The sequence below is a fragment of the Lunatibacter salilacus genome (genome assembly GCF_009797935.1).
Taxonomy (GTDB): Bacteria; Bacteroidota; Bacteroidia; order Cytophagales; family Cyclobacteriaceae; genus Lunatibacter; species Lunatibacter salilacus.
Map to the genome: position 1 here is coordinate 169901 of NZ_VOLC01000009.1, position 25097 is coordinate 194997.

At 42.9% G+C, this 25097-nt stretch carries 21 protein-coding genes; 10 read left to right on the forward strand and 11 right to left on the reverse strand.

All coding sequences use genetic code 11. From position 1 onward, the window contains the following. The first annotated feature begins 7 nt into the window (after positions 1 to 7). Genes FQ608_RS13760 through FQ608_RS13780 form a run of 5 tightly spaced genes read left to right on the forward strand, consistent with a single transcriptional unit; the run spans position 8 to position 3517 of the window. Complete coding sequence (locus FQ608_RS13760; protein ID WP_158858814.1) at positions 8 to 433, forward strand: YkvA family protein; 426 nt, start codon at positions 8 to 10, stop codon at positions 431 to 433. Beyond that, complete coding sequence (locus tag FQ608_RS13765; RefSeq protein ID WP_158858815.1) at positions 430 to 1143, forward strand: Rossmann-fold NAD(P)-binding domain-containing protein; 714 nt, start codon at positions 430 to 432, stop codon at positions 1141 to 1143. The genes FQ608_RS13760 and FQ608_RS13765 overlap by 4 nt, the downstream gene beginning before the upstream one ends. Positions 1144 to 1152: 9 nt before the next feature. Further along, positions 1153 to 1605: a D-aminoacyl-tRNA deacylase gene (gene dtd, locus FQ608_RS13770; protein WP_158858816.1), complete on the forward strand. Its 453-nt coding sequence runs from the start codon at positions 1153 to 1155 to the stop codon at positions 1603 to 1605. Between the two features lie 55 nt (positions 1606 to 1660). Then, positions 1661 to 3154 carry an ATP-binding cassette domain-containing protein gene (locus FQ608_RS13775; protein WP_158858817.1) on the forward strand — a complete coding sequence of 498 codons (1494 nt, stop codon included), beginning with the start codon at positions 1661 to 1663 and terminating at the stop codon, positions 3152 to 3154. 36 nt (positions 3155 to 3190) lie between these two features. Further along, positions 3191 to 3517, forward strand: a complete 327-nt coding sequence (locus FQ608_RS13780) for a nucleotide pyrophosphohydrolase (protein WP_158858818.1) — start codon at positions 3191 to 3193, stop codon at positions 3515 to 3517. A 14-nt stretch (positions 3518 to 3531) separates the two neighbouring features. Here the strand turns inward: FQ608_RS13780 and FQ608_RS13785 are convergent, their stop codons facing one another. From FQ608_RS13785 to FQ608_RS13835, 11 genes are all read right to left on the reverse strand, one after another. Further along, positions 3532 to 4599, reverse strand: coding sequence for a zinc-binding metallopeptidase family protein (locus FQ608_RS13785; RefSeq protein ID WP_158858819.1), 1068 nt, complete (start codon positions 4597 to 4599; stop codon positions 3532 to 3534). Positions 4600 to 4738: 139 nt separating this feature from the next. After that, positions 4739 to 5497, reverse strand: a complete 759-nt coding sequence (locus tag FQ608_RS13790; RefSeq protein ID WP_158858820.1) for a hypothetical protein — start codon at positions 5495 to 5497, stop codon at positions 4739 to 4741. Between the two features lie 112 nt (positions 5498 to 5609). Next, positions 5610 to 8486 (reverse strand): TonB-dependent receptor, encoded by a 2877-nt coding sequence (locus tag FQ608_RS13795; protein ID WP_158858821.1) that lies wholly within the window; start codon positions 8484 to 8486, stop codon positions 5610 to 5612. A 100-nt stretch (positions 8487 to 8586) separates the two neighbouring features. Beyond that, positions 8587 to 10089 (reverse strand): hypothetical protein, encoded by a 1503-nt coding sequence (locus tag FQ608_RS13800; protein ID WP_158858822.1) that lies wholly within the window; start codon positions 10087 to 10089, stop codon positions 8587 to 8589. A 309-nt stretch (positions 10090 to 10398) separates the two neighbouring features. After that, positions 10399 to 13245 carry an excinuclease ABC subunit UvrA gene (gene uvrA, locus FQ608_RS13805; protein ID WP_158858823.1) on the reverse strand — a complete coding sequence of 949 codons (2847 nt, stop codon included), beginning with the start codon at positions 13243 to 13245 and terminating at the stop codon, positions 10399 to 10401. Between the two features lie 124 nt (positions 13246 to 13369). Next, entirely contained in the window at positions 13370 to 15004 is a 1635-nt protein-coding gene (locus tag FQ608_RS13810) for a hypothetical protein (RefSeq protein ID WP_234364199.1), read from the reverse strand. Between the two features lie 201 nt (positions 15005 to 15205). After that, positions 15206 to 16153, reverse strand: a complete 948-nt coding sequence (locus FQ608_RS13815; RefSeq protein ID WP_158858825.1) for a lytic transglycosylase domain-containing protein — start codon at positions 16151 to 16153, stop codon at positions 15206 to 15208. Between the two features lie 4 nt (positions 16154 to 16157). Continuing rightward, positions 16158 to 16865: an LOG family protein gene (locus FQ608_RS13820; RefSeq protein WP_158858826.1), complete on the reverse strand. Its 708-nt coding sequence runs from the start codon at positions 16863 to 16865 to the stop codon at positions 16158 to 16160. A 1025-nt stretch (positions 16866 to 17890) separates the two neighbouring features. Continuing rightward, positions 17891 to 20167 (reverse strand): xanthine dehydrogenase family protein molybdopterin-binding subunit, encoded by a 2277-nt coding sequence (locus tag FQ608_RS13825; RefSeq protein WP_158858827.1) that lies wholly within the window; start codon positions 20165 to 20167, stop codon positions 17891 to 17893. A 26-nt stretch (positions 20168 to 20193) separates the two neighbouring features. Beyond that, positions 20194 to 20646 (reverse strand): (2Fe-2S)-binding protein, encoded by a 453-nt coding sequence (locus FQ608_RS13830; protein WP_158858828.1) that lies wholly within the window; start codon positions 20644 to 20646, stop codon positions 20194 to 20196. Positions 20647 to 20837: 191 nt separating this feature from the next. After that, on the reverse strand, positions 20838 to 21917 hold the full coding sequence (locus tag FQ608_RS13835) for a hypothetical protein (protein ID WP_158858829.1): 1080 nt from the start codon (positions 21915 to 21917) through the stop codon (positions 20838 to 20840). A gap of 173 nt (positions 21918 to 22090) precedes the next feature. Here FQ608_RS13835 and FQ608_RS13840 point away from each other — a divergent pair, with 173 nt between their 5' ends. From FQ608_RS13840 to FQ608_RS13860, 5 genes are all read left to right on the forward strand, one after another. After that, the gene (locus FQ608_RS13840) at positions 22091 to 22792 is read left to right on the forward strand and encodes an aspartate/glutamate racemase family protein (RefSeq protein ID WP_158858830.1); all 702 of its coding nucleotides are present in this window, start codon (positions 22091 to 22093) and stop codon (positions 22790 to 22792) included. 58 nt (positions 22793 to 22850) lie between these two features. Continuing rightward, positions 22851 to 23432, forward strand: coding sequence for a hypothetical protein (locus FQ608_RS13845; protein WP_158858831.1), 582 nt, complete (start codon positions 22851 to 22853; stop codon positions 23430 to 23432). Between the two features lie 219 nt (positions 23433 to 23651). Continuing rightward, positions 23652 to 23855, forward strand: coding sequence for a nucleotidyltransferase family protein (locus FQ608_RS13850; protein ID WP_158858832.1), 204 nt, complete (start codon positions 23652 to 23654; stop codon positions 23853 to 23855). Positions 23856 to 24371: 516 nt separating this feature from the next. Then, positions 24372 to 24599 (forward strand): hypothetical protein, encoded by a 228-nt coding sequence (locus FQ608_RS13855; RefSeq protein ID WP_158858833.1) that lies wholly within the window; start codon positions 24372 to 24374, stop codon positions 24597 to 24599. Then, positions 24580 to 24996, forward strand: coding sequence for a putative toxin-antitoxin system toxin component, PIN family (locus FQ608_RS13860; RefSeq protein WP_158858834.1), 417 nt, complete (start codon positions 24580 to 24582; stop codon positions 24994 to 24996). The genes FQ608_RS13855 and FQ608_RS13860 overlap by 20 nt, the downstream gene beginning before the upstream one ends. The last annotated feature ends 101 nt before the right edge of the window (positions 24997 to 25097 follow it).

The window sequence follows — 25097 nt, forward strand, 5'->3', positions numbered from 1 at the left end:
CATTACCATGAAACTAAAATCAGAGTACCAACAAGTCCTTCATCAGGCGAAGGCCCTATATTACAAAAAGGCCCAAGAGATAGCCGCATCCCAGGTTAAACTCAAAAGCCTACTTCAGCAAGTTACGGTGAAAGTTCATCAGCTTATAGACAGTCCGGCTGTAGTGGCTGTAAGAAAGCAGTTGGACATATTTATCCGGATGCTTACGGCCCATGTTAAGGGCCGATATAAAGGATTATCCAACCGATCTTTGGGGTTGTTGGTTCTCGGACTTTTATATTTTGCGCTTCCCCTGGATTTGGTTCCGGATTTCATACCCTTTGTGGGATATGTAGACGATTTGTCTGTGTTACTTGGCATATATAAAAGTCTTCAAACAGATATCGAGCAGTTTCTTTTTTGGGAAAGCGAACAATCTGATTTACAACTATGAACCAAAAAATAGCCTTCGTTTCGGGTGCTTCTGGGTTGGTGGGCATGCAAATATTGCATCAGCTTTTCCAGGAACCCTCCTATTCTTATGTCATTTCGCTAGGAAGGCGTGAGCTTGCGTTGAAGCACCACAAGCTGATACAGCTAAAGGTGGATTTTGATAAGCTGCATCTACTTCATTTGACAGAGAAAATCCGGGATCAAAACCGTGGAGGAGATTATCACGCCCTTATCCAGGGGTTAGATGGTAAGCATGTTGAAATCCATGCATTCTGTTCCTTGGGAACTACCATCAAAGACGCTGGTTCCAAAGAAAAATTTCGCCAGATAGACCATGATTATGTGGTGGACTTTGCGAATTGGAGCCTTCAACAGGGGGCGACCAAATTTTTGTACGTGAGTGCATTGGGAGCCGATCCCCGCTCATCTATATTCTATAATAAAGTAAAGGGAGAAGTGGAAGAAGATCTCAAGCTGATTCCCTTTGATTATTTGGGGATCTTTCAACCCTCTGTCTTATTAGGAAATCGTGGGAAAACCCGCTTGGGGGAAGAGATAGGCAAAATAGCCATGCAGGTCGTTACCTTTTTGGGTATTATGAAAAAATACAAACCCATATATGACCATCAGGTGGCAAAAGCCATGCTCCGCTCTGCCCTTAGTCCCAGTGATAAAAATGTCCAAACCATCGTGAACCTGGAAATGCTTTAATATTTTTTCATGATTGCAGTTATACAACGGGTAAGTGAATCTTCGGTAAGCATTGCCGGACAGGTTAAAGGCAGGATAGGAATAGGAGTGTTGATTCTTCTCGGAATTGAGGATGCCGATATTCAAGAAGATATACAGTGGCTTTCTAAGAAAATTGTACAACTTCGGATATTTCCGGATGAAAATGGCATTATGAATAGGAGTATAATGGATATAGGTGGGGATATCTTGCTTATCAGTCAATTTACGCTACATGCGAGCACCAAAAAAGGGAACCGTCCATCTTACATAAAAGCTGCTAAACCGGAAGTTGCAATCCCCCTATACGAAGCGACCATCCAGCAGCTTGGTGAAGACTTGGGCAAACACATCCAGACTGGTGAGTTTGGCGCAAACATGCAGGTATCCCTTGTCAATGACGGTCCGGTAACGATCATTATAGATTCTAAAAACAAAATATGAAGTTGGGGATCATGGGATTCAATGAGTATAACCTCTTCCAAATAAACTTGTAATAATGAGTGAACCCAATGCCTTTTTAAAACTATCCCATGCGACTGTCCTAAAAAACGGACAAACTATATTTCAGGATTTGGATTTTAAAATGCTTTCTGGAGAAAACTGGGCGATCATCGCCTCCTCCGGCTTGGAAAAAACCACCTTTTTGGAAACCCTACTTGGCCGCACTTCCATCACTAAAGGTAATGTAGAACGTACCTTTGCGGAAGCTTATCAAGAGAAACAACGACAGGTAGGGAAAGTTAATAGCTTTCGAGACCTGATTGCCTTTGTTTCCCAAACGTACACTTTTCGCAATAAGTCCAATGTACAGGATTTCTATTATCAACAGCGCTTCAACAGTGCAGACTCCGAAGCCGCAGCAACGGTCATCGACTACCTAAAGGAGGCGGATGCGGGTATAAAGGGGCACTGGAATGTAGAGAGGGTCCTGAAAACCATGGATCTGGGACCGCTAGCCGACAAATCACTGATAAAGCTATCCAATGGTGAGACACGCCGATTGGCAATTGCTGCCGCCCTGCTGAAAAACCCGCTTTTATTTCTAATGGACCGTCCCCTTACGGGCCTGGATCAGGAAACCCGGATGAAATTTGGCGGTATATTGAAAACCATCATTGATTCAGGAATTCAGGTGGTTATGACTACATCCATAGGAGAAATACCTAACTCCATCACCCATGTCGGGCAGTTGAAACACGGGAAACTTTTCCCCATCTCCCGAACAGAACAGGTTGAATGGACTTCTATCCCTTCGTCGCAACTAATATCCAAGGAACTGCTATCCTTACTGAAAAATTATCCTACAGTGCCCTATAGAAACCTTATTCAAATGATAGGAGTGAATATCTCCTATGGAGAAAAGATGCTTTTGGACAACCTGAATTGGGAAGTAAAACCGGGAGAGAGATGGGCACTAAAAGGTCATAACGGAGCTGGAAAATCTACCTTGGTAAGTTTGCTTTTGGGAGAAAATCCCCAAGCCTATGCCAATGACTTTTCGCTTTTCGACAGAAAGAGAGGCACGGGGGAAAGTATTTGGGATATTAAGCGTCCGGTGGGATTTGTTTCTCCCGAATTGGGAAGGTATTTTCCCAAAAACCAAACCTGTCTTAAAATTGTTCTTTCGGGGCTTTTTGATACCGTTGGCTTATTCCGTAAAACTACAGAGGCAGAGGAAACACTTGCCAAAAAATGGCTAAATGCACTGGAAATACCCCATATTGCTGCCCTGAGACTGGCACAGGTATCGCTAGAAGAGCAGCGTTTCTGCCTACTTGCCCGTGCGTTAATCAAAAGACCGGCCTTATTGATCCTTGACGAAGCGGCACAGGGAATGGACGACGAGCAGCGTCAACGTTTTAAGCTGATCGTGGATTCTGTTTGTGCCCACACACCCATGGGTTTAGTTTATGTAAGCCATTATGCCGATGATATCCCTAAGGCGGTGGAAAAGGAAATTCATTTAGTACAAGGAAAACGGGTAAGCTAAATTGCCCCCATATATTCAACTATAAACAAATCACCAATGACCATAGCAGAAGCACAGCAGCAGGTGGACAAATGGATTCAAACAACTGGTGTCCGGTATTTCAGTGAATTGACCAATATGGCTATCCTCACTGAAGAAGTCGGCGAAGTGGCCCGTATCATGTCCCGTAAATATGGGGAGCAGTCTTTCAAAGAAAGTGACAAAGACAAGGACCTGGCCGATGAAATGGCGGATGTACTTTGGGTATTGATTTGTCTGGCCAATCAGACAGGCGTGGACTTAACAGATGCCTTGGAGAAGAATTTTGAAAAGAAGAATATTCGGGACAAGGACCGACATAAAAACAATGAAAAACTCCGTTGAAATTTTTTATCAGGCTAATCACTGGAATGGCTATGAATAACTTGATGAACAAAGCTCAATTTTTTGATAACGGAAGGATTTATCACAAAAGGATAAATGTCCTTGGAACCCATACTTCGGTTTAAGCTGTTGAGAGCGATAGACAAAGGCATCCACATGGCAATTATCTTGTTGAAATTTTTACAGTAATAGGCATTTTCATCCACATCGCTGCTAAGATACTCTCCAGACTGTTGCATCCTCGGGGATATTTTTGTTCCAAAACTGTAGGCAGTCTCCAGTGTATCTACAATATGGAGGTAATGGGCCCAAGTTTCCGCCCAATCTTCCCATGGATGCATAGTGGCGTAGGAGCTAATAAAATTTTTTTTCCAATCAGCGGGAGCACCGTTTTGATAATGATTCTCCAGGGCTGATTGATAGCTTTCCCGCTCATCTCCGAATAGTTGTCTGAATTCTGCCAGATAAGCTGATTGCATAATAAGGCGTTCCCAATAATAGTGTCCGACCTCATGCCTGAGATGTCCTAACACGGTACGATAGACTTCCTCCATTTCTTTTTTGGCCATTTCCCGTTCCACATCGTTGGCTTCCGCAATATTCATCGTAATCACCCCATCGGCATGGCCTGTCAAAACCCGGCTGCCGGGAGGCATATGATCGTCAGATTTGAAATTAAAAATCAATCCTTTATCCCAATCCTGGGATTTGCTGATCAGGGGAAGCTCCCACCTCAGGATGGCATAGACTAACCTGTGTTTAGCCTGTTCGATAACCTTCCATCGCTCCCGATATTCGGCTTTGGAAAGGTTGGGAATGATACCATTAAGCTGACAGGCAGGACAAAATGGGTTGGTTTGATCTGCTGGAATCAACCAATTGCAGACATCGTGGGAATAATTGGAGCAAAAGTTTAGGGAAATGGCGTAGGCATGACTGATAAAGCTCCCTTCATTCGGAACCTTTAAAGCCAACATTTCCATCTTCTCCGGGAAAAAACCCAATGTTGACCCGCAATTGTTGCAATATGCACTGTCAAAATATATTGGATGATTGCAATGATCGCATTTGAATAGTTGCATGGGAAAGGGATTAGGATGGGGCTTTAGGCTCCGGATTTTTGAAGGTATTTTTTATTTACCAAACAACGTGCCTTGTTCGATAAATAATTCTCATGGGTTATTAATAAAGGAAAAAAATAATTGAGAGCTAATGGAGTTTTTAGTTGGCTGCTAGCATCAGTTCTTGTTTTAAAAAATCTCTAAAATTCCGGATCCTTTCCGAATCGTGGAATTTCAATGCAGTAACTGAAAACTGATAAGCAGCGATGGGATTGCCCTCATTGAAATACCGAATAGATTGATTAAAGTATTGCAAGCCCAACAGGTTTTGAAGGCTGATCGACTGGTAGACAGCTGGTAATACAACCGTAAACTCATTTACTGCCCCTTCCCACAAAGCTTGATTTCCAAGTTCTTCAATATAGGTATTTATATACTGTTCCATTCGAACTGGATCGGCAATAAAACCGTGGTGAGGGTCGGTCACTTCTAAAAGCAAGCGGCGTTCCTTCACATCTACTTGCAAAAAAACATGATATGATGTTTCTATAACCTCGTATGAGAACCCAAAATGATCTAAAAGCGCAGCCAAAATTAACGAACCGCTGACACAGTCGTACAGCCCATCCGTCAAGGCATCTCTATCTAGGGTAAATTGCCTGTATTGATGAAATAACTGCTGATGCGAACGGTAGAAGATGGACCTTACCATTCTTTCAGATTCGCCAAAGCGATCAAAATCGTTTTCTAATTTCCGGTATAAAGCTTCAAACGAATCACTTTCTGCTAGCCAAGTCTGAACTAGAGGCATGTTAGTTTTTCGTGATTTGAATTTCAAAAGATTATGATCATTCCCATCACCCGCAGCCAACAGACCCGGTGCAAAATACAACCCCATCAAAAGAAAAAACCATCGCATCTTTTCTATATTAATCTAATGTTAACTAAAGTTAACAATTTCGTAATATAGAAACAAAAAAAATATCCCTTCTGTTTCGAAAGGATATTTTTTTATGTGAGGTATGCGCTAATTAAAGCGAATAAGAGAAATTAAAATTGATCAATGTTCCCGGGTTTAGGCTAGAAAAAATCTGATCTTTGGCTTGAAAAGACCGGAACACTTCCTGGCGGGATTGATTTAGTAAATTTTGAACATTTAATCCAGCTTTTAACCTTTCCGCTATGCCAAAAGTCTTATTGATACTAAGATTAACAGCATGAAAAGGGACCGTATAGGTATCTGTACGGTTGCCAAAACCAATATAATTTAGGGTAGCTCCTTGCACATTGTAAAAGATCCCTGCTTCTAAGCCCGAAACAAAGTTATTGTAGGCAATGCCTGAATTGATAATGTAAGGCGCCTGCCCAGCCATATCACGTTTCGATGAAATCTCTTGACCCTCTCGGGCCGTCAGTTGCCGGGACCTCAATTCGGATGCAGACATTTGAATATTAGATTCGGTAATAGTACCATTAAAAGTGAAAAACAGGTTTTCCAGTTTAGGCGCAATAAAGGACAAAGATTTTCTAAGTTCAAGTTCCAACCCCGCAACCGTCCCATTCCCAACATTTCTAGGTTGAAATGCTCCTGGATCAGACAAAAACTGCACCATCTCTATCGGCTTATCAAAGGTTTTGTAGAAAGCACTTACAGAAAACAACTGCCCTGAAGGAAGAAATTTTTCCCATCTTAAATCAAAGTTGTTGATCCGGGTAGCTTCAAGTTGCCCATCCCACAATACTTCGGTTCCTCCTTGGGTAGTTTCTGTGAACAATCCACCGACAAAGGTTCTTCCGGTGATCGGATCGAGTATTTCTGCAAAAGACATTTCCTTAAAGGACGGTCGTGCAATTGTCCTAGACACCGAAAAACGGATATTCTGGTTTTCCCTAATACTATTGATTAGGTTGATAGTAGGAAAAAAATCCATATCGTCCAGAACTTTTTCGTTTGCAAAAACTATGGTCTGGGTCTGGTTAGATCCAGTATAAAATTGATCGTATTTCTCTGCCCGCAGCCCGACGATTGCTTTCAACTTATTGATCGGAGAAAACTCGCTGTGGACATATATCCCGAGATTAGTCAGGTTTGCTTGAAAACTGTTTGGGTTGTTCGGAATAAACAAGGGATTATATCTGACGCCGTTTCGATTGGATTCCGAAAAGAGATTTTCTTCTCGAAGTACTTCGTTTGGATCTCCCGCAAAGGTTGTATTTCCGGTAGAAAACTGAAAATCCTGAATATTAAAGTCTCGTTCCTTGTATACATAGGAGGATCCAAAACGCAATTTAGCTGTCTTTCCAAACAATTGATGATTGTTGGTTAGATCTAGTTTTCCCACAAGGTTTTGTTCGTTCAGCGATCTCCAGATACGTTGTGGCAATCCCACCTCAGAGGAAATTGTTTGGTTAGGTCTTCGGTAGCGCAACACCCGCACATCCGGATCCTCTATAGTAGATAGCGTAGGGGACACTTTCCAGTTTACTTCCCAATCCCCTCCCTTCAAGAAATGGAAGCCACTTAACATTAAGTTGGTCAAGGACCGTTGGCTGTATTCAATGTTGTATTGATCCGCTTCAAACACGGCTCCCAAATTGGTATTCTCAAAATCAAATATACCCACCTTAGACTCTCCGTTTTGCAAACGTATTAGGTTCAACTTGTACTTGGACAGATTCGTCTTGTAAGCCAATCCAAACAAACCACCCACCAAAACGTTATTTACGCCAAAACTTCCCCTGGATCTTTCCAAAGGTTCTAATTCGGTTTGATTGTTTTCTCTTGGTTTGGCGTAAAGATTGTATTCTGCATCCTGAAAGTACTCGGAGTCATTCTTGTAGGTAAGGGCAAAGTTATAGCCCAATTTGTTGCTTCCCAAGGACAACTGGTTTCCCAGTGAAAAACCAAAACCTACGTTCATCAGGTTTTGATCCCTTCTTCCTCCAAACTCGGGATTGAAGCCTCTTAGAATTCGCTGATAAACTTGGCCCCTTTCGCCGCCAGGACTTCCTACTACTTCAGGAAATTGAGGAATATCTGATATTCCTTTAGTTGGAATCTCCCGATACCCATTATCGAATCCAAGAAAATCTGTTGCACTGGTACCAGCGCGCAAAAAATTACTGTTAAAATGCATAGAAGGGTTGTAACCACCACTTAAAGAAATCCGCATTGTTTTTTCTTCAGGGAAATCTTTGGTTTCAATATCCACTACTCCCCCTGTAAAATCTGCCGAAAGATCGCTGGTGAAGGATTTAGAAACAATGATGTTATCAATGATGTTAGTAGGAAATATATCCATTTGGATGGTGTTCCGATCTGGATCCAGCCCCGGTATATCCACTCCGTTAAGTACGGTCTTGGTGTATCTGTCTCCAAGACCCCGAATGTACACATACTTTCCTCCTTCAATTGAAACGCCTGTAACCCGCTTGATGGCAGATGCTGCATCCCCGTCTCCGATTTGCCGAAAAGCCGAGGAGGATATGCCATCCATCAACTGGGCTGCATTTCTTTTAACACTCATCAACGCTGCTTCGGTTGTTCGAATGGCCTCCGCAGAAATGATGACGGTCTCCAAGTCGGATGTAAATTCACTCATTTTCAGATTATCAATAACTGTAACCTCTCCCGCCAAAACGGAAATCCCTTCCAAAACAAGGGAATTGTAAGAGATAAATGAGGCCTCAAGGGTGTAGATGCCAGGTGTAAGTTGGAGTTCGAAATCTCCGTCAAAATCTGTAACCGCTCCCATCTGTGAACCGACAACGGAAACTGCCACCCCAAATAGGGGTTCGCCTGTTCCTTCGTCATAAATGGTACCGCGAATTGTCCCATTTTGTGCCATTATATTGGTTGACACCAGTGCTAGCCCAAAGATTAGCCAGCTTAAGATTATCTTTTTCATTGAATTAATTAAGTTAGAAATACAGCGATTTGTTGAAAAAGTAAAGAAAGAGATGGGGCAACCCCATCTCTTTCGAAAAATGAATTAGTAGCAATCAGAATTATAAATCATCCAATTCTCCGGAAACAGCAGCCCAAGACCAGCCTGCGAACGCTGTCTTATCAGCTCCTACCGTGTTCGCACCTAGTGCTACTTCACTTGCGTGTGCATGAGTTCCGTTTCGGAAAACATCCATAAGCGAAACCTCTTCGGCAAGTGTGATCTCCAAATTATTAAAATTCAAAATCCCATTTTGGAAGTTTGCAAGGCTTAAATCCCCACTAATCGAGAGGTCTCCCCTTCCTTCAGTATCGTCAGGATTGGTAAAGCCAAAAAAGTAAATGTTTTGGAAAGTACCTCTTGCGCCATCTCTGAAGTCGCCCAATTCTGAAGCTGGATTACCTCTTACTGTTCCATTTGTAAGTGTATGGGCAGCATTCATAGATCCCTCCGGTCCGTCAATTTCCAAAGCATGGTCCGTATTGGGACCGCAAAGGATGATAAAATTGTCCATAGTTCCCGACCAAGCTTGATCAGTATCAAGTGCATCATCACCAGAATTCCACACTACAGCATTTTTCACGCTGACAGTACCACCAAACCACTCAATTCCATCGTCCTGATTGGCGATCACTTCGATATTTTCAATTATAGTGGCGGAACCGACACCTCCAAGAGTAAGTCCATTGATTTCATTACCTTCTCCTATATTGGCTCCTCCATGTCTGATTGAAATGAACTTCAATACTCCAGAGTCGTCCGCCGGATCGCTTCCGCCGTAAAGGCCGTTGGTATCGGATGGTGGAATACCTTCAATTTGTACTTCACTTACATCGCCAGCAAATGAACTTGGAGCATAACCCAAAACGATTATACCTCCCCAAAGGCCATCCAAATCCGGATCTAAATTTGGACTGGCGATCATACCGGGCTCGATCTCGTCAGCCACCGAAGTGAAAATTATCGGTTGTGTTTCAGTGCCTTCGGCATCGATTTTAGCTCCTCTCGCTATTACAAGAGCAGTAGCGTTGGCACCTGAACCTGCTTCTCCTTTTATAATTACACCAGGCTGAATTGTCAAAGTGGCATTATTCGTAACTGAAATCCTTCCGCCGAGGATATAGGTCTTTCCTGTTTCCCAAGTCTGGTCTTCCGTGATATTTCCTTCTATTCGAATCGTCGTAGCAACCTCACCTACTGTCAGCACATGCGTTACTGTTTGGCTATCTCCATTGCTGTCGGAAGCAATAAATTCGAATACTATATTGCTGTTGGCGTCTGCTTCAGTAGAGGTGTATGAAAACTCATGACTGGCAGCGGTTTCGCCATTGAAACTTATTGTTTCCAATGTAGTTCCGTCTTTTCGGATCACAAGGGATACCAGTCCGTCGGCGGCACTAATGGATGCTGTAACTGGACCTACTGATTCTCCTGCTTGAATAATAGCAGTAGCAGGTATACCGCTAATGGAAACAATATTGTTAGGTTGTTCATCTTCGCTACAAGCTACCAGTAGGACTGAGGCCACCATAAATGACATCATTGCTTTGAAAATTCTCTTCATAATTCGGGTAAGATTTAGTAAGTCATATTTTTTTACTTCCGCAAAATTGACTTAAATAATCCTAACCCCTCAATAAATGAAATTATCAAATAATAAAATTTAATTTCGAAAATTAATCATTAGTTAACATTAATTTTAAAAACTGTTATTAAGTCCTAAAAATCCATATTTCTTGTTAACACTAATTTCAAAAGCTGACAACCTAATCGGAAAATTGAACAGGACCGCAATGTAAATTATGACCAATCAAACCATGACTGGATCTATGCGTTGGAGTTAATAACCAGACGCTTTCTAAATTAAATACATTTAGCTTACAGCTACTTTTGGATCCAACTCAATTTTCAAAAACTTCCCAGTATAGCTTGCCTTACTTGCTGCTACCTGCTCGGGTGTGCCTTTGGCGATGATTTCACCACCTTTTTCTCCCCCTTCGGGTCCAATATCCAGGATATAATCTGCCACCTTGATCACGTCCAAATTATGTTCGATGATCAGTACGGTATTCCCTTTTGCCACCAATTTGTTTAACACCTCCAATAGATGTTCTATATCCTGGAAATGCAGGCCTGTTGTTGGTTCATCCAAGATGTAAAAGGTCTTCCCCGTATCTTTTTTGGACAGTTCTGTAGCCAATTTTACCCGCTGGGCTTCCCCTCCTGAGAGAGTGGTGGCATGTTGCCCCAAGGTGATATATCCCAGACCTACTTCGAATAGAGTCTGTATTTTTCTGAGTATTTTTGGTTGATTTTCGAAGTATTCTACCGCCTGCTCCACCGTCATGTCGAGCACGTCCGAGATAGATTTACCTTTAAAGCGAACCTCCAGCGTTTCCCTATTGTAGCGTTTTCCTTTGCAGGTTTCGCAGGGAATATGTACATCTGGCAGAAAATCCATTTCTATCAGCTTCATTCCCGCACCTTCGCAGTCTTCACAGCGGCCTCCCTTTACGTTAAAAGAAAAGCGGCCTGGTTTATACCCACGGATTTTGGCCTCTGGAAGTTCCGTAAATAAGGCCCGGATGTCCGTAAACACTCCGGTATAGGTCGCAGGGTTGGAACGGGGCGTCCTTCCTATAGGAGATTGGTCTACTTCTATGACCTTATCCAGAAGCTCAAGTCCGACAATACTCTTGTGGGGTAAAGGTTCTTTTTTTGAATTATAGAAATACTGATTGAGCAAGGGATATAATGTCTCATGGATCAGCGAACTCTTGCCCGAACCGGATACTCCGGTCACACATATCATTGTTCCCAAGGGGAATTCTGCTGTCACATTTTTTAGGTTGTGACCGGACGCTCCCTTTAAAATGAGTTTATTCCCGTTTCCCTTTCGGCGTTCCGCCGGAATTTCAATCTGCTTTATGCCATTAAGGTATTGTGCAGTTAGGCTGTTAAGCTGCAAAATCTCTGCTGGAGTACCACTGGCGACGATCTGCCCCCCGTGTCTTCCGGCACCTGGTCCAATATCTATCACAAAGTCGGAATCCATCATCATGTCCTTGTCATGCTCGACCACAATTACGGAGTTGCCCAAATCCCGCAATTCCTGAAGTGCTTTGATCAACTTGACGTTGTCACGCTGGTGGAGTCCAATGCTGGGTTCATCCAAGATGTACAATACCCCGACCAATTGGGTGCCTATTTGCGTTGCCAAACGAATCCGCTGGGCTTCTCCTCCAGAAAGTGTCCGCAAAGGCCTGTCCAAGGTGAGGTAACTCAATCCTATATCAAGCAAAAATCCTATCCGCTTTCGGATCTCTTTCAATACTTCTGTACCAATGAGGCGCTGCTTCTCCGTCATGCGGGACTCAATGTCCTCAAACCATTCTGCCAACTGCTGAATTCCCATTTGGGCCAGTTGTCCGATATGGGTTTCAGCAATCTTGATATGGAGTGATTCTTTTTTCAGACGATATCCCTCGCAATCCGGGCAGGTACGGGATGTGGTGTAATCAGACACCCATTTTTGGATTTTGTCTGATCCTCCCTCTTGCTGCTTTTGTAAAAAGTTGATTATCCCTTCAAATGTAGTATTCCATTGGGTACCGGGGTGTTTGACAGAATTAACGGCCACCTCTACCTTATCGCCAAAAAGAAGTATTTGAATGACCTCGTTGCTAAGGTTTTTGATAGGGGTGGAAATGCTGGCTTTATGATGCTTGAGGATCGCATCAATTTTTTTGAAAATCCAAATATCCCGGAATTCACCCAAAGGAGCAATTCCCCCACGGCTGACGCTTAAATTCGGATCCGGTATGATGTTCTCTTTCGTAATTTCTTCGATGACTCCCAGTCCGTTACAAGTGGGGCAGGCGCCATAGGGACTGTTGAAGGAAAAGGTATTTGGGGCAGGTTCGTCATAGCTGAGCCCGGTAGTTGGGTCCATCAGGTATTTGGAGAAATGGGACACCTCTCCCTGTTCATCCCGCAGCATGATAATTCCTTTTCCCAATTGAAGGGCAGTTTTTAGAGACTGCACGATGCGATACCGGTCTCCTTCCTCCGCTACGATTCTATCTACAACGATTTCAATATCGTGGATTTTGTACCGATCCAGCTGCATCTTGGGTACAACATCCATCACGACACCATCTACTCGAACCTTTGAGTAACCCATTTTACGGACCTGCTCAAACAGTTCCCTGTAATGGCCCTTTCTGCCTTTTACTACCGGAGCTAACAGATAAATTTTCTTCCCGGCAAACTGCTGAAACAACTGCTCAATAATCTGGTCCTCAGTCTGCCTAACCATCCGTTCTCCGGATAGGTATGAATAAGCCTCCCCAGCCCTAGCAAAAAGAAGCCGCATAAAATCATAAATTTCGGTAACTGTACCAACCGTTGACCGTGGATTCTTGGAAGTCGTTTTTTGCTCGATGGAAATTACTGGTGATAGGCCATTGATCTTGTCCACATCAGGCCGCTCCATGCCTCCCAAAAATGACCTGGCATAGGCCGAGAAGCTCTCCATATAACGCCGTTGTCCCTCCGCATATATGGTGTCAAAGGCGAGAGAACTTTTGCCACTACCACTGATTCCAGTAATGACAACAAGTTTATTCCTCGGTATGGTAATATCTATATTTTTGAGATTGTGCTCCCTAGCCCCAAAAATCTCTATAATTTCTTGAGCACTTTGATTCGTATCAGTCATAATTGGCTTACTCTTCTCCCTTCGAAAAGGCAATTTCGCAAAATTAGAGAATTATAGGGGAATACCCCAGTAACCTTAGATAAACATCCAGATGGTTGAATTGGTTTGACACAAAGAATATGATTTAATTATCTTTCGCTTTTTCCCGCATTTCCTCCTCGGTTTCCCCCGTGATAGTTGACTTGAGTCCGCTCAGTAAGAGTTGAAACCAATAATGAAAAATAAACTTTGTCTTATCCCGCTGCTGGTAAACGGGGCCTTTTATTAGTTCCCCTCTATTATTCGGGTTTTGAGATTTTATTACCAGCTTATTGGCGAGAAAAGCACCTATTCTCCTGAAAACATTCTGATTATGTTCGAAGTTTTTATCGAGGATCTCAATTTCCAGATTTTCATACTTGGCTATTACTTCTCCTGTTCCATCAAAATCATTGGCCGTAATGTTAAAAAAGACCTCGTTAATTTTCCCCTGTTTGAGTGCAACTTGTGTTGCAGGTTCTATCATTTGATTGGCGAGGGTAAGATCCATTGGCCCTATGTTGCCCCTGAGGGTAAATTTTCCGTCCGGGTCGGTTATGAAATATGCCGCGTCCAGTGAAATTTTGCCAGTTCCCATAAAAAGTCCTTCCGCCTTTATTTTTAATTCGTCATTTTCGGCCAACTTTTCTTCAAAATTTGTAAACCGTGTAATGGTGGCATTTATTTGTTCTATAAAAATTGACCCTGCGCGCGGCGCATCATTGTCCGGCCTTTCCTCATATTTCACTTTCATCTCCTCCACTGTTATGGTATCGATCAAGATCCTGGTAGGAAGTCCGTCAATTATTTCGCGTATCATTTTTGGTCGGCTTTCCGTATCATCAGGCATTCGTTTATCCCGAAACACCTCCAGGTCGAGCCCTTTGACCAGCACATGCTCAGCTTCAATTACACCCGCCTGAAAATATTCCTGAAAATCCATCCCTCTCACTTCAAGCTTTCCCTGATGAACTTCCATCCAATTAGTTTCCACGCTGAATTGCCGGATATATTCGTATTTTTCAAGCTTATTCTTAAACACCACATTTTCAACTGACAAGTTTTCATCTTTTGTATCAAAAGCCAGATTTTCGGCAGTAATCGAATTCCGATATTCGTTAAAATGTATAGCAGCCTCTGCCATATAGCCTTGAATCTGATCGATTTTAAAAAGCCCATCCGGATCATCCAGCATTTCTTTGCTCAGTTCAAAATTATCCGCAAACACAAAAAGGTCTTTCATGGACATTCGGATGGAGTCTGTATAGCTGTCCTTGTTGTCGAAGGAAAGCTGGTTCATCCGAATATGTTTGACAGAAATCAAATCGTAGTCCTTTCCTTCACTTTTCGGTTGTCCATCCTGGGCTAGATCTAAGGAATCAAGGGGAGGAGTGATACTCTCAAGCGTCATGTTTTCCAAATAGGCTGTGTCCAGCCGGATAGTATTTGAAAATAGAAAGTCAGTCCATAAAAAGCCTGTGAGAGTGGCTTCGCTAATAGTAAGCTGAAATCTTATTTTATCTTTTCCGCTAATGGATTCACCGGGGGAAATTCCCACATCCTTCAACCGTAAAAATGTTCCCGTAAAATCGTAATCCAGTGAGATGTCACCGAAATGAACTTCATGGCCAGCGAATTCCCCAGTGCGGGTGATCATGTCACTGACAATTCGTTCTGCATTTCTATTCAAATAAATGTTCACCAAGGAGGGCAAACTCAAATAAACAATACCTATAAGCACTAGAAGGATTAAAAATAAGCGCAAAATTTTCTTTAGCATCGGCAAAACTGAAAATTGAATTCCGTTGAGTATATTATCTCTATCAATATACAGCTAATTTATACTTAATGTTCGGATATTTAAAAAAAATAACCGTACTACGGCTACGAGGCTGATAAAATATTTGAACAATACCTCCATTTTTCCACACATTTTTAGGCGTCATACCGGCAGTAGAATTGTATAGCTCTTCCCTCGGGCAACAACTAGTTTATCACTCCTCAACCAAGGATTACTAAGTTTTAATTGTTTATAGTTGCTTCCACGTTGTATGGCCCAAGTAGCCAAGCTGGGGATAGAGGTATCCACTACATGCTCGCGAAGTAATGGCAACTCGTACAGATCGCTGGCTTGGAGTTCAAACCCATATTTCAACGGATGTTCAAATAGCTCCTTAAATGCCAGGGCCCGAAACATATATCGGCTGGTTTCTTCGTTGAGGTATAAATCGTAATAGTTGGGAACTTGTTGATCATTAATCCTACGTGTGAGGCCGGCTATGCCAATGTTGTAGCTAGCTGCCACCGAGGTCCAGTTTCCGAATTTGCCATACGCCGAGCGGAGGTATTTGCAGGCCGCTAAGGTTGCTTTCTCCCAATGATACCTTTCATCCACATCATTACTTACCTCTAAGCCAAAATCTTTGGCGGTGCCTGGCATAAATTGCCAAAAACCTCTTGCACCTGCAGGCGAGACGACATTGAGCAGGCCTGATTCAATCAATGCGATATATTTGAAGTCTTCAGGAATTCCGTTCTCTTCAAGCATTTTCTCGATAGTTGGAAAATACTTTCCGGCACGCTTCATCATCAGTAGTGCATTGGATTCCCAATAGGCGTTTACATAAATTTCCCTTTCAAGCCGCTCCAAGACATCAGGTTGATGCAAGGGTACAGGTTCTCCCGCAAATTCAATTTTCTCCGGTATTTCAAATATTTTAACCCTAGGCGGGGTTGGTTCTTGGGCTTTTCCGATAAAAGCTTGCTCCCTTTCCTCGGGATCCAGCGTGAAGGGTGGAGGTGAATAACTATCCCTATTCCAGAGATAAACTATCGCTAGGAATAGAAAGCTAATCAAGGCATATAGGATTTTAGAGTGGTCTTTTGGCATATTTTTAAAAATTTGGAGTCAATACGTAATTAGTGTAAAAATTATCAATTACTTCGACAGCCTCTGAGGCCGCATCGACCACAGCAAATATATTAAGGTCTTCAGGGTTAATGTTGCGATGCTCTTCCAACACAGTTTGCGTGATCCAATCCATCAATCCGGACCAATATTTCTTTCCCACCAATACGACGGGGAATCTTCCGATTTTATTTGTTTGAATAAGCGTCATGGTCTCAAAAAGTTCATCTAGTGTCCCCAATCCTCCCGGCATGACGACAAATCCCTGGGCATATTTAACAAGCATTACTTTTCGCACAAAAAAATAATCAAAATTGATCAATGTATCTGTATCTACATATACATTGTTGAACTGTTCAAACGGAAGTCGGATATTTAACCCCACTGATTTACCCCTTTCTGACCGCGCACCTTTATTGCCAGCTTCCATTATTCCGGGTCCCCCTCCTGTAATGACTCCGTACCCATGTCTCGCTAGTTGGGCTGCAATTTCTTCCGCAATTTTATAGTAGCTGTTATCCTCCAGGGTTCTCGCCGAACCAAAGATTGACACACAGGGACCTATCTTTGCCAATTTTTCAAATCCTTCTACAAACTCTGATATCACTTTGAATAGTACCAATGAATCAGCACTTTTAATTTCTGACCAATCTTTCTCAATAAATGCTTTCCTTACCCGCTCGTCTTCTTCCATTGCTGTTAAAATTAAAAAACTCCGTAAATATGAAAAATTAATCTCTGAATGTTATATTGATAAGGGAAATATGGTTGAAATATAGTGGATATACGGCCTACGGCCGAAATAGTGCTGAATGGATATTAGCTAGGATAGAAATATGATGGTTATATATTGGATATAAGTCCTATCGGCCGAAATACAATGGATATATGGCTACGGCCGATATACAGTGGAAATAGGGCCTGTTGGCCGAAATATGGTTGAAATATAATTGACATCGGGGCGAAGCTTAGACTTCGGAAATCCTAGAGGTTGCGGGATGGTGTGGAAATGAAAATGTAACGGAGCCTCCGGTGAGCGTGGTATTTAATGGAATTGAATGCTTTAAGATTTGATTTTTTGCGATGTTGGCCCCGTTAGGGGTCAGATGTGGGTAGAATGGATTACAATTATTATGAGTCCGTTTTGGCAGCGGCGATGGTTGAGGTGTCATCCTTTTCCCGCCAAAACCCGAGTGTATTAATCATTGCTTCCTTATGTCTAAATGGAACGCTGATTTGGCGGATTAAGCGGATTTGAGCGGATTTTTTTGGAACAGAGGACAATTTCTAGCTCAACATTAATACATCTTTAGTTAGGATGATTACCTTCAATTTCCCAAATATCATTTGTACCAATCCCAAATGGGGTTGAACTTCTCAATAGCCATGGGTGAAACCCGTGGTTTGGGAGATATTTATTGGATTTTGTTTTGGCAGCGGTGATGGTTGAAGTGTCATTCCCTTCCCGCCAAAACCCCCTACCTGTAAATCTTTGCCTTCCCGTCGTTAGGATGAATCCCTGATCAATCCCAAGATTGTCCGAATTTGTCCGGGGGGTGAGAATAGTCGGATCCAAAAGACAACCTGTATCAACCAAGCATGGGATTTGGTGGATGGAATTGACGTTCAAGCGGCAAAAACGGGGGGATGACCCGTGGTTGAAACCACGGGCTATTATATCGGTCACCCAATCTGGGGTTTTATCTGTTGACTATCAAGTTATAATTCAAAAGGTAAGGCATACACCCGACTGCCGGTCAATTTATAATACGCATTGGCCAAGGCCGGTGCCAATGGTGGTACGGGAGGTTCCCCGACCCCTGTAGGTTTTCTGCTGCTCTCTATGATATGTACATTGATCTTTTTGGGCGATTGGGGCATGCGAACCAATTGGTAGCCGTCAAAGTTGTTTTGCTCCACTTTTCCTTCCTTCAGGGTAATGGCGGAGGAATTGGCTAAACTGGTGCCAAAGATGGCTCCCCCTTCAAACTGCGACCGCACCCGGTCCGTATTCACAGCTATGCCACAGTCCACGGCATAGTGGACTACAGGAATGATAATTTTACCACTACTGTCTCTCGTTAATTCAACGACACAGGCCACATAGGTCAGGAAGCTTTTGTGGACAGCAAAACCCATGGCACTTCCGGCAGGTAACGTTTTCCCCCAGCCGGATTCCTGTGCTACTTTGTTTATGACATTTTTTAGCCGTGCGGTTTCCCAAGGGAAATCTTCCAAGCTTTCCCCGTAGTTGCCAAAATCACCTTTGATTTCTCCCGAAAAATCCAACTTTTTGTCATCGGCAAGCATATCAAGCGCAAATTGTACCGGATCCTTTCCGACGGCCTCCGCAACCTCATCCATCATGCAACAAGTGGCAAATGCATGCTGGATATTACTTACAGATCGCAACCATCCGATCCGGGTATGGGCTTTGGATTCATGGGTTTCTATGCGGATATGGGGTACTTCATAAGGAAAGTCGATACAACCCAACCCTAGTTCTCCATCCGAAGGATGCAGCTCGTTGGCATCGGAAGTTGCTCCAATTGCCGGAAATACTGTATGGTGATTCCACCCTGTCAAGTTTTTGTTCGAATCTATAGTCGCCCGTATGCGCTGTAGGCTGTGGGAATGGAAAAAATCATGATGCAAATCGTCCTCCCGAGTCCATTGAACCCTGATCGGAATGCCAGTCTCCTTCGCAAGAAGTGCCGCTTCCACGACATAATCCGGCTTGGACTTTCGGCCAAAACCACCGCCGAGCAAGGTGACATTAACGCGAACATCATCTGCCGACAGTCCACAGGCCTCGGCAACTGAATCCCTTGCCCACTGTGGATGCTGTGTAGGTGCCCAAACCTCCATTTTTCCATCTTTGAACTGGGCGATCGCAGCAGGAGGCTCTATAGTGCCGTGGGCATAAAAGGGTGCCTCATATGTTCGATCAATTACCTGAGCCGCACCTTGCCTTGCCTGATTAAAATCACCCTTTTCCCGGCGAACCATTCCTTCTTCTAGGGTGCTTTGCTTCATGCTTTCCAGTTGGGACTTGGAATCATAGGAAGCATTATCGCCTAGATTCCATGTGATGTCCAGGACCTCCCTGCCCTTGATGGCTGCCCAAGTGTGGTCCGCAATTACGGCCAATCCTTCCAAAGCTTTGTTTAGACCGGGAGGATTGCCGGATCCGTTTATTTTTACCACCTGCTGTACCCCCGGAATAGCGAGTGCAGCATCAGCTTTATATTCGGTAATCGTAGCACCTACCACTGGGGTACGTTGGATAACGGCTACCTTCATGCCGGGAAGGTTAACATCCGCGCCAAAAACTGCCTTTCCCGTAACAAAATCCTTTAGGTCAATAATTGGCGTGTCCTTGCCGACCAATTTATAGGCAGAGAAATCCTTTAGCTCCAAGGTATCTTGATCTGGAAGTTCAAGCTGCTGGGCTGCAGAGGCCAACTCGCCAAAAGTTAGGGATTTGCCGCTTTCGGAATGGGTAATTGTACTGTTTTCAGCCGTGCAGGTAGACGCATCTACATCCCATTCTTGGGCTGCGGCTTTAATCAACAAGTGCCTAGCCGTTGCTCCTGCTTTTCTCATGGGTTCGTAAAACATGCGGACGGAAAAGGATCCGTCTGTATTTTGGTTGCCGTACTTGGATTCGTCTCCTTCTGCCTGAACAACCTTGACCTGACTCCAATCGGCGCCCATTTCGTCAGCTACGATCATGGGCAGGGAAGTACGGATGCCCTGACCCATTTCTGATCGATGGGCGATTATAGTGACGGTATTGTCAGGGGTAATACTAAGATAAACATTCGGCGAAAAAGTTTGAGATTGATCCTTGGAGGTACATTGAAAACTTACCCCAAGAAGCAACCCCCCTCCGGCAAGGGAGCCTATTTTAAGAAAGTCCCGTCTTGAAGGTATAAAAACTTTGCTTGTATTTTCAACGGATTGTCTTTTCAGAAATGGAAATGAAGGTATCATGGTGGTGTGGAATTAAAGCGAAAAGATTACTTAGCTGCGGTGAGGATGGCTTCTTTAATGCGGTTGTAGGTGCCGCAACGACACAGGTTACCAGCCATGGCCTGTTCGATTTCTTCCTCGGAGGGTTTTGGGTTGCTATTTAGCAAGGCGGCTGCATTCATGATCTGTCCAGTCTGGCAATAGCCACATTGGGGGACAATATGCTCAATCCAGGCTTTTTGAAGGGGATGATCCCCGTTTTCTGATAGCCCTTCTATGGTAGTGACAGAATCTTCACCCACAGCCGAAATTGGCAAAGTACAAGATCTCACCGCACTGTCTCCCAACAACACGGTACAGGCTCCGCAAAGTGCCTGACCGCAGCCAAACTTTGTTCCCTTCATGTCTAACAGGTCCCGTAGCACCCATAGGAGGGGCATATCTTCAGTAGCTTCTACCTGTTGTTGCTTTCCATTGATCGTAAGTGAATATGTTGCCATAGAAGTGTAGGTGGTTTTGTATTGCCTAAATATAAAAAATTTAGGATAGTGAGGCTATTACATTTAAAAAGTTTTGAAAAAAAAATATTATCTTCTTAGAAAAAGCTTATTTAATAAGGAAAACAAAATATTTGGTGATCAGGCCTTCGTTTAGAATGTCGAAGGCCTGAATGAAGTTGATGGGAAAAGGACTATCTGTTCATCACAATTTCATATACCCCGCCTTTGTCCAATCCCACAAATATCCGTTCCTTGCCAGCTTCGGTCTTGACTAACAGATCATGAATGCCGCCATAGGAGACCTGAGGAAAATTTTTCACTTCCCAGGTATTACCCTTATCAAGAGAATAAAACAGCTCCAGTGGCTGCGGCTCGTCCGTCTTCTCCCACTTACCTGTAAAAATTAGATTCGGATCTGCTGTACTAAACCCGATGCCAAAGAAAAAGTGGGATTCTTCGTGACGGTCGATTAAGGTTTCCCATGTTTGGCCTTCGTTGGTAGTTCTGGAAAGCTCCCCCTCCCAGCCTACATAAATTCCCTGGGGTGTTTTAGTGTCAAAGGCTACTTTTTTGACGGTTGTGGGATTAGGCACCAGGTCATTCCAGAAGTTAACTTCCTCTTCGTCCCGGAGATGGATGAGGTACCCGTTTTCGATGCCTCCCTGACCCCCGGCCCAGATATCGTTGGGTTTGGCCGGGTTGATAAAGGATCGCATGCGGTTGGCGAACATGTCAAAATCTCCCCAAACAGGTTCCCAGGTAACTCCTTTGTCCGTCGATTTGGCAACAACCTGATAGCCGGTGCCGAGCAAGACCCCAGGCTGGGAGGAGTTCCATTCGAAGTGGAAAATGGGTTCCGGTGTTTCTCCTCCAAAATTATTATCCAAGGTTTCCCAAGTTGCACCACCGTCCGTACTGTGATACAGTTCGGGTTCTGCTCCTACACTGTTCTCGGCATCCCTGAAGGAAGCCAACAATTCGGTATCTGAAAGCAAAGCGGCACTGAGGATATTTTTACCTTTTAGCCCCACTAATTCCATGGGGGCAGATGATGTGATGTTTGATTTGTAGATTCCATCTCCAGTGATGGCGTAGAGGTCATCACCCATTAGCCTCAATTCATTCACCCGGACGCCCGAAAGTCCCATGGATTTTATTTCAAAATCATCAGGTTCGGGCACTTGATCATCCGATTCGCAGGATAATAGGGTCAGACCGAACAGAAATGCGGCCATTAATTTATAGACGGAAGAAAACAAGTGGTATTTCATGGTTTTTATCGTTTATTAAAAATAGGATTACGGACATGAGACGAAAAAATGGGGGGAAATGTGACACAAAAACCGAAAAATTTGAGATTTGTTCTATAAAAATGAAAACATAGGTGTTGACTTTGAACTGGTTGAAATTTTGTTTAGCTTTAACCATATCAGCCTACTACTGTATGAAAACCATCGGATTAATCGGAGGGATGTCATGGGAAAGTTCCGCTCTATATTATCAGATCCTAAATCAAAAGACAAAGGAAATCCTGGGAGGGGTGCATTCCAGCAAATGCTTGCTGCATTCCGTAGACTTCGATGATATCGCCAACCTGCAACACGATGGAAACTGGAAATTTCTCGCCGTTAAGATGGTGCAGGCGGCCAAAAAACTCGAAACGGCCGGGGCCCAGCTAATTATTCTTTGTTCCAATACCATGCACAAGGTCGCTCCGGAAATTGAGCGTAGCATTGGAATTCCCTTTTTACATATCGTGGATGCCGTAGCCGAGCAGATCCAGAAAAAATCCATGACGCGGGTGGGATTGTTGGGTACCCGGTTTACCATGGAAGAAGCTTTTATCAAAGACCGATACCGCGATCATTTCGGCATAGATATCCTTATCCCACCCTCCCATGAACGTGATCTGGTACACGAAGTAATCTATGAGGAACTGGTCAAGGGTATCATTCATGAAAGTTCCAGACGAAGCTTTCTGCGCATTATAGACCGGCTTGTCCTTGAGGGAGCGACGGGCATTATTCTGGGCTGTACGGAGATTGAGCTGTTGGTTCGACCTTTCGACACAGAAGTTCCCCTTTTTCAGACGACACGAATTCATGCCGAGAAGGCAGTGGAGGTGGCGTTGGGGGAGAGTACGTGAATTTTTGAACCATATAAGAAATATGAGAGCATATGAGGATAATAAAAATTTCCCAAATATGGACAAGAACAAATACATTTACATAATTGGACCGGAAGAAAAAAAGTTAAAAGAAGCCGTCCTATCTTTGGTAAACCTATATTCAGATACTGAATTCACCAAGGGTATTTCCATTTTCAAGTCTGATAAAAACGAATTTGTTATCAATTTTCGAAATAATCCGGATTTTGAGAGATTTAAATATTTCGTAAATTATCTACATTATCCAGAGGTCCAATCTTATGAAGCCAAGGTATTTGGTTATTGGACAATTTCCGATACCGATAATATTAAACAGCACTTAAATAAACGGGCGTTGTTATATGTATCCGAAAATGATACCGAGGGCGACAATGTTTATGCATTATTTGAAGGAGGAGATAAATCGGCTAAACTTGGATTTGCAATTGGAGATGATTACCAAGAGCTTAAGGAAAAAGAGTTTGAGTTTGGCGAACCTGAGATTGATGAATCCATATTTCAGTTGATTGAAAGAATTGATCCAACAGTAACTTCAAAGAAAGAATCCAGCTCCGGATGTGCGGGAATGGTAGCTTTAATTCTGGTTTTTTTTGTTCTGGTATTGTCTTTACAAGTATGAAACAATATCAATTATCAGTCAAAAAATATTAACATCGGAAATTACTCGATCTGCTCCAATTTCCTACAAAAATAATTGCCGACTGCTATATGTCACCGACGAAATCGGTAACTTGGCAAAAGTAAAACACAAATCCGCTGTGGGTATGGAGTAGACGTATGCTTTAGGGTAGCTGGAGTAGTGGGTACAAAAGTATTCCTAGCAATTAAATAGGAGAAAATGGAAATAGAGGAAATAAAAGAAAAGATCGTTCCTGTATTGATTCGACACCGAATAAAACGGGCTGGAATATTCGGATCGTTAGCAACGGGAGATTCAACTGGCCAAAGTGACATCGATATTTTGGTCGAACTGGAGGACAAGATTAGCTTACTGGAATTCGTCGGCATTAAATTTGAATTGGAAGACCTTTTGGGAAAGTAAGGTGGACCTAGTTGAATACCAGGCTATAAAACCAAGACTTCGAAGTGGGATTATGGCCGAGGAAATTAGAATTTATGGCTAAGAAAGAGAAAAGGGACGCTCTGGTTTTTCTTGAAGACATTTTGGAATGTATTGAAAAGATTGAGAGGTATGTGATATAGTATATAGAAAAAGAATAGCGCTGATTTCTTTCTGTGTTCACCCCGAAGAACAGGGACAAGTTCCGCTCAATCAGGGGGAACAAATATCCTGCGATCGGTATAATTTTGAAATTGAGCCGTACTTTCAAAAGGATCTTGATTTAGATCTGAATATATTACCAGGTAAAATACCCAATCCGATCAGATTTTCAACAAAGATATTTAGTTATTGTGTGACATGATCGACGACATTCTTAACTTGGAGTAGGGAACAATGTGGAAAATGAGGATGTTAAGGAAATACCAAAATGTCATTTGTTTGTGAAACGTGTTTGTTGAATTTGTAAATACCTAAAATCTAAATGAAGCGAGTAGAATGCGAACCGTACAGATAAAAGTAAGTGAATCTGACTTCAAAAAGTATAATTTGGGAAGTGAGGAAATTAAATTTACCGATTTAGTGGAACTGATAAGTCGTGAGTATGCACGAAAATCGCTACTAGATTGTAATGAAATAGCCAAACAGGTTGGTCTTTCCAAAATGACAATGGAAGAGATAAATGCAGAAATAAGGGCCGTAAGGGATGCAAAAACTGATTCTTGATACGAATGTCATTGTCTCGGCTCTAATTTCAAGTTCTATTCCGACGAAGATATTATATGAACTGGTGCTAACCAAAAAAGTTGATGTTTGTCTCTCGGAAGAAGTCTTTGCCGAGTATGTGGAAGTGTTGAATAGGGACAAGTTTGCGAACTTCGTCAACTTCAAAACGAAGGCAGAAGTAGTATTGAACAAGATGCGTGAAATCTCATCATTTTATCGGATAAACAGGAAGGTAGAAGTTTTAACTGACACAAGCGACAATAAATTTTTGGAATTGGCGGCAGTAAGTTCGGCAGACTATTTGGTAACAGGTAATACGCTTGACTTTACGATAACCGAATTTGAATATACGAGAATTGTAACACCAAGAGAATATTGGGATGACTTCGCAAAGTAAACATATCAAATTCTCCCGTATGCTGCGCCTCCCTCGCCAGGCGTAAATTACAATTCCGCTAAACTATTATAAAGTTTTTTTGTCACCTAAAGGACTTAACA

What these genes read in the sequence shown, in the direction of transcription:
- FQ608_RS13820 (WP_158858826.1), bottom strand. Translation starts at nt 16,865, where the DNA reads ATGGAAGAAGACGAGCGGGTAAGGAAAGCATTTATTGAGAAAGATTGG.
- FQ608_RS13785 (WP_158858819.1), bottom strand. Translation starts at nt 4,599, where the DNA reads ATGCAACTATTCAAATGCGATCATTGCAATCATCCAATATATTTTGAC.
- dtd (WP_158858816.1), top strand. Translation starts at nt 1,153, where the DNA reads ATGATTGCAGTTATACAACGGGTAAGTGAATCTTCGGTAAGCATTGCC.
- FQ608_RS13840 (WP_158858830.1), top strand. Translation starts at nt 22,091, where the DNA reads ATGAAAACCATCGGATTAATCGGAGGGATGTCATGGGAAAGTTCCGCT.
- FQ608_RS13850 (WP_158858832.1), top strand. Translation starts at nt 23,652, where the DNA reads ATGGAAATAGAGGAAATAAAAGAAAAGATCGTTCCTGTATTGATTCGA.
- FQ608_RS13800 (WP_158858822.1), bottom strand. Translation starts at nt 10,089, where the DNA reads ATGAAGAGAATTTTCAAAGCAATGATGTCATTTATGGTGGCCTCAGTC.
- FQ608_RS13855 (WP_158858833.1), top strand. Translation starts at nt 24,372, where the DNA reads ATGCGAACCGTACAGATAAAAGTAAGTGAATCTGACTTCAAAAAGTAT.
- uvrA (WP_158858823.1), bottom strand. Translation starts at nt 13,245, where the DNA reads ATGACTGATACGAATCAAAGTGCTCAAGAAATTATAGAGATTTTTGGG.
- FQ608_RS13825 (WP_158858827.1), bottom strand. Translation starts at nt 20,167, where the DNA reads ATGATACCTTCATTTCCATTTCTGAAAAGACAATCCGTTGAAAATACA.
- FQ608_RS13845 (WP_158858831.1), top strand. Translation starts at nt 22,851, where the DNA reads ATGGACAAGAACAAATACATTTACATAATTGGACCGGAAGAAAAAAAG.
- FQ608_RS13790 (WP_158858820.1), bottom strand. Translation starts at nt 5,497, where the DNA reads ATGCGATGGTTTTTTCTTTTGATGGGGTTGTATTTTGCACCGGGTCTG.
- FQ608_RS13765 (WP_158858815.1), top strand. Translation starts at nt 430, where the DNA reads ATGAACCAAAAAATAGCCTTCGTTTCGGGTGCTTCTGGGTTGGTGGGC.
- FQ608_RS13835 (WP_158858829.1), bottom strand. Translation starts at nt 21,917, where the DNA reads ATGAAATACCACTTGTTTTCTTCCGTCTATAAATTAATGGCCGCATTT.
- FQ608_RS13760 (WP_158858814.1), top strand. Translation starts at nt 8, where the DNA reads ATGAAACTAAAATCAGAGTACCAACAAGTCCTTCATCAGGCGAAGGCC.
- FQ608_RS13780 (WP_158858818.1), top strand. Translation starts at nt 3,191, where the DNA reads ATGACCATAGCAGAAGCACAGCAGCAGGTGGACAAATGGATTCAAACA.
- FQ608_RS13815 (WP_158858825.1), bottom strand. Translation starts at nt 16,153, where the DNA reads ATGCCAAAAGACCACTCTAAAATCCTATATGCCTTGATTAGCTTTCTA.
- FQ608_RS13795 (WP_158858821.1), bottom strand. Translation starts at nt 8,486, where the DNA reads ATGAAAAAGATAATCTTAAGCTGGCTAATCTTTGGGCTAGCACTGGTG.
- FQ608_RS13830 (WP_158858828.1), bottom strand. Translation starts at nt 20,646, where the DNA reads ATGGCAACATATTCACTTACGATCAATGGAAAGCAACAACAGGTAGAA.
- FQ608_RS13860 (WP_158858834.1), top strand. Translation starts at nt 24,580, where the DNA reads ATGCAAAAACTGATTCTTGATACGAATGTCATTGTCTCGGCTCTAATT.
- FQ608_RS13775 (WP_158858817.1), top strand. Translation starts at nt 1,661, where the DNA reads ATGAGTGAACCCAATGCCTTTTTAAAACTATCCCATGCGACTGTCCTA.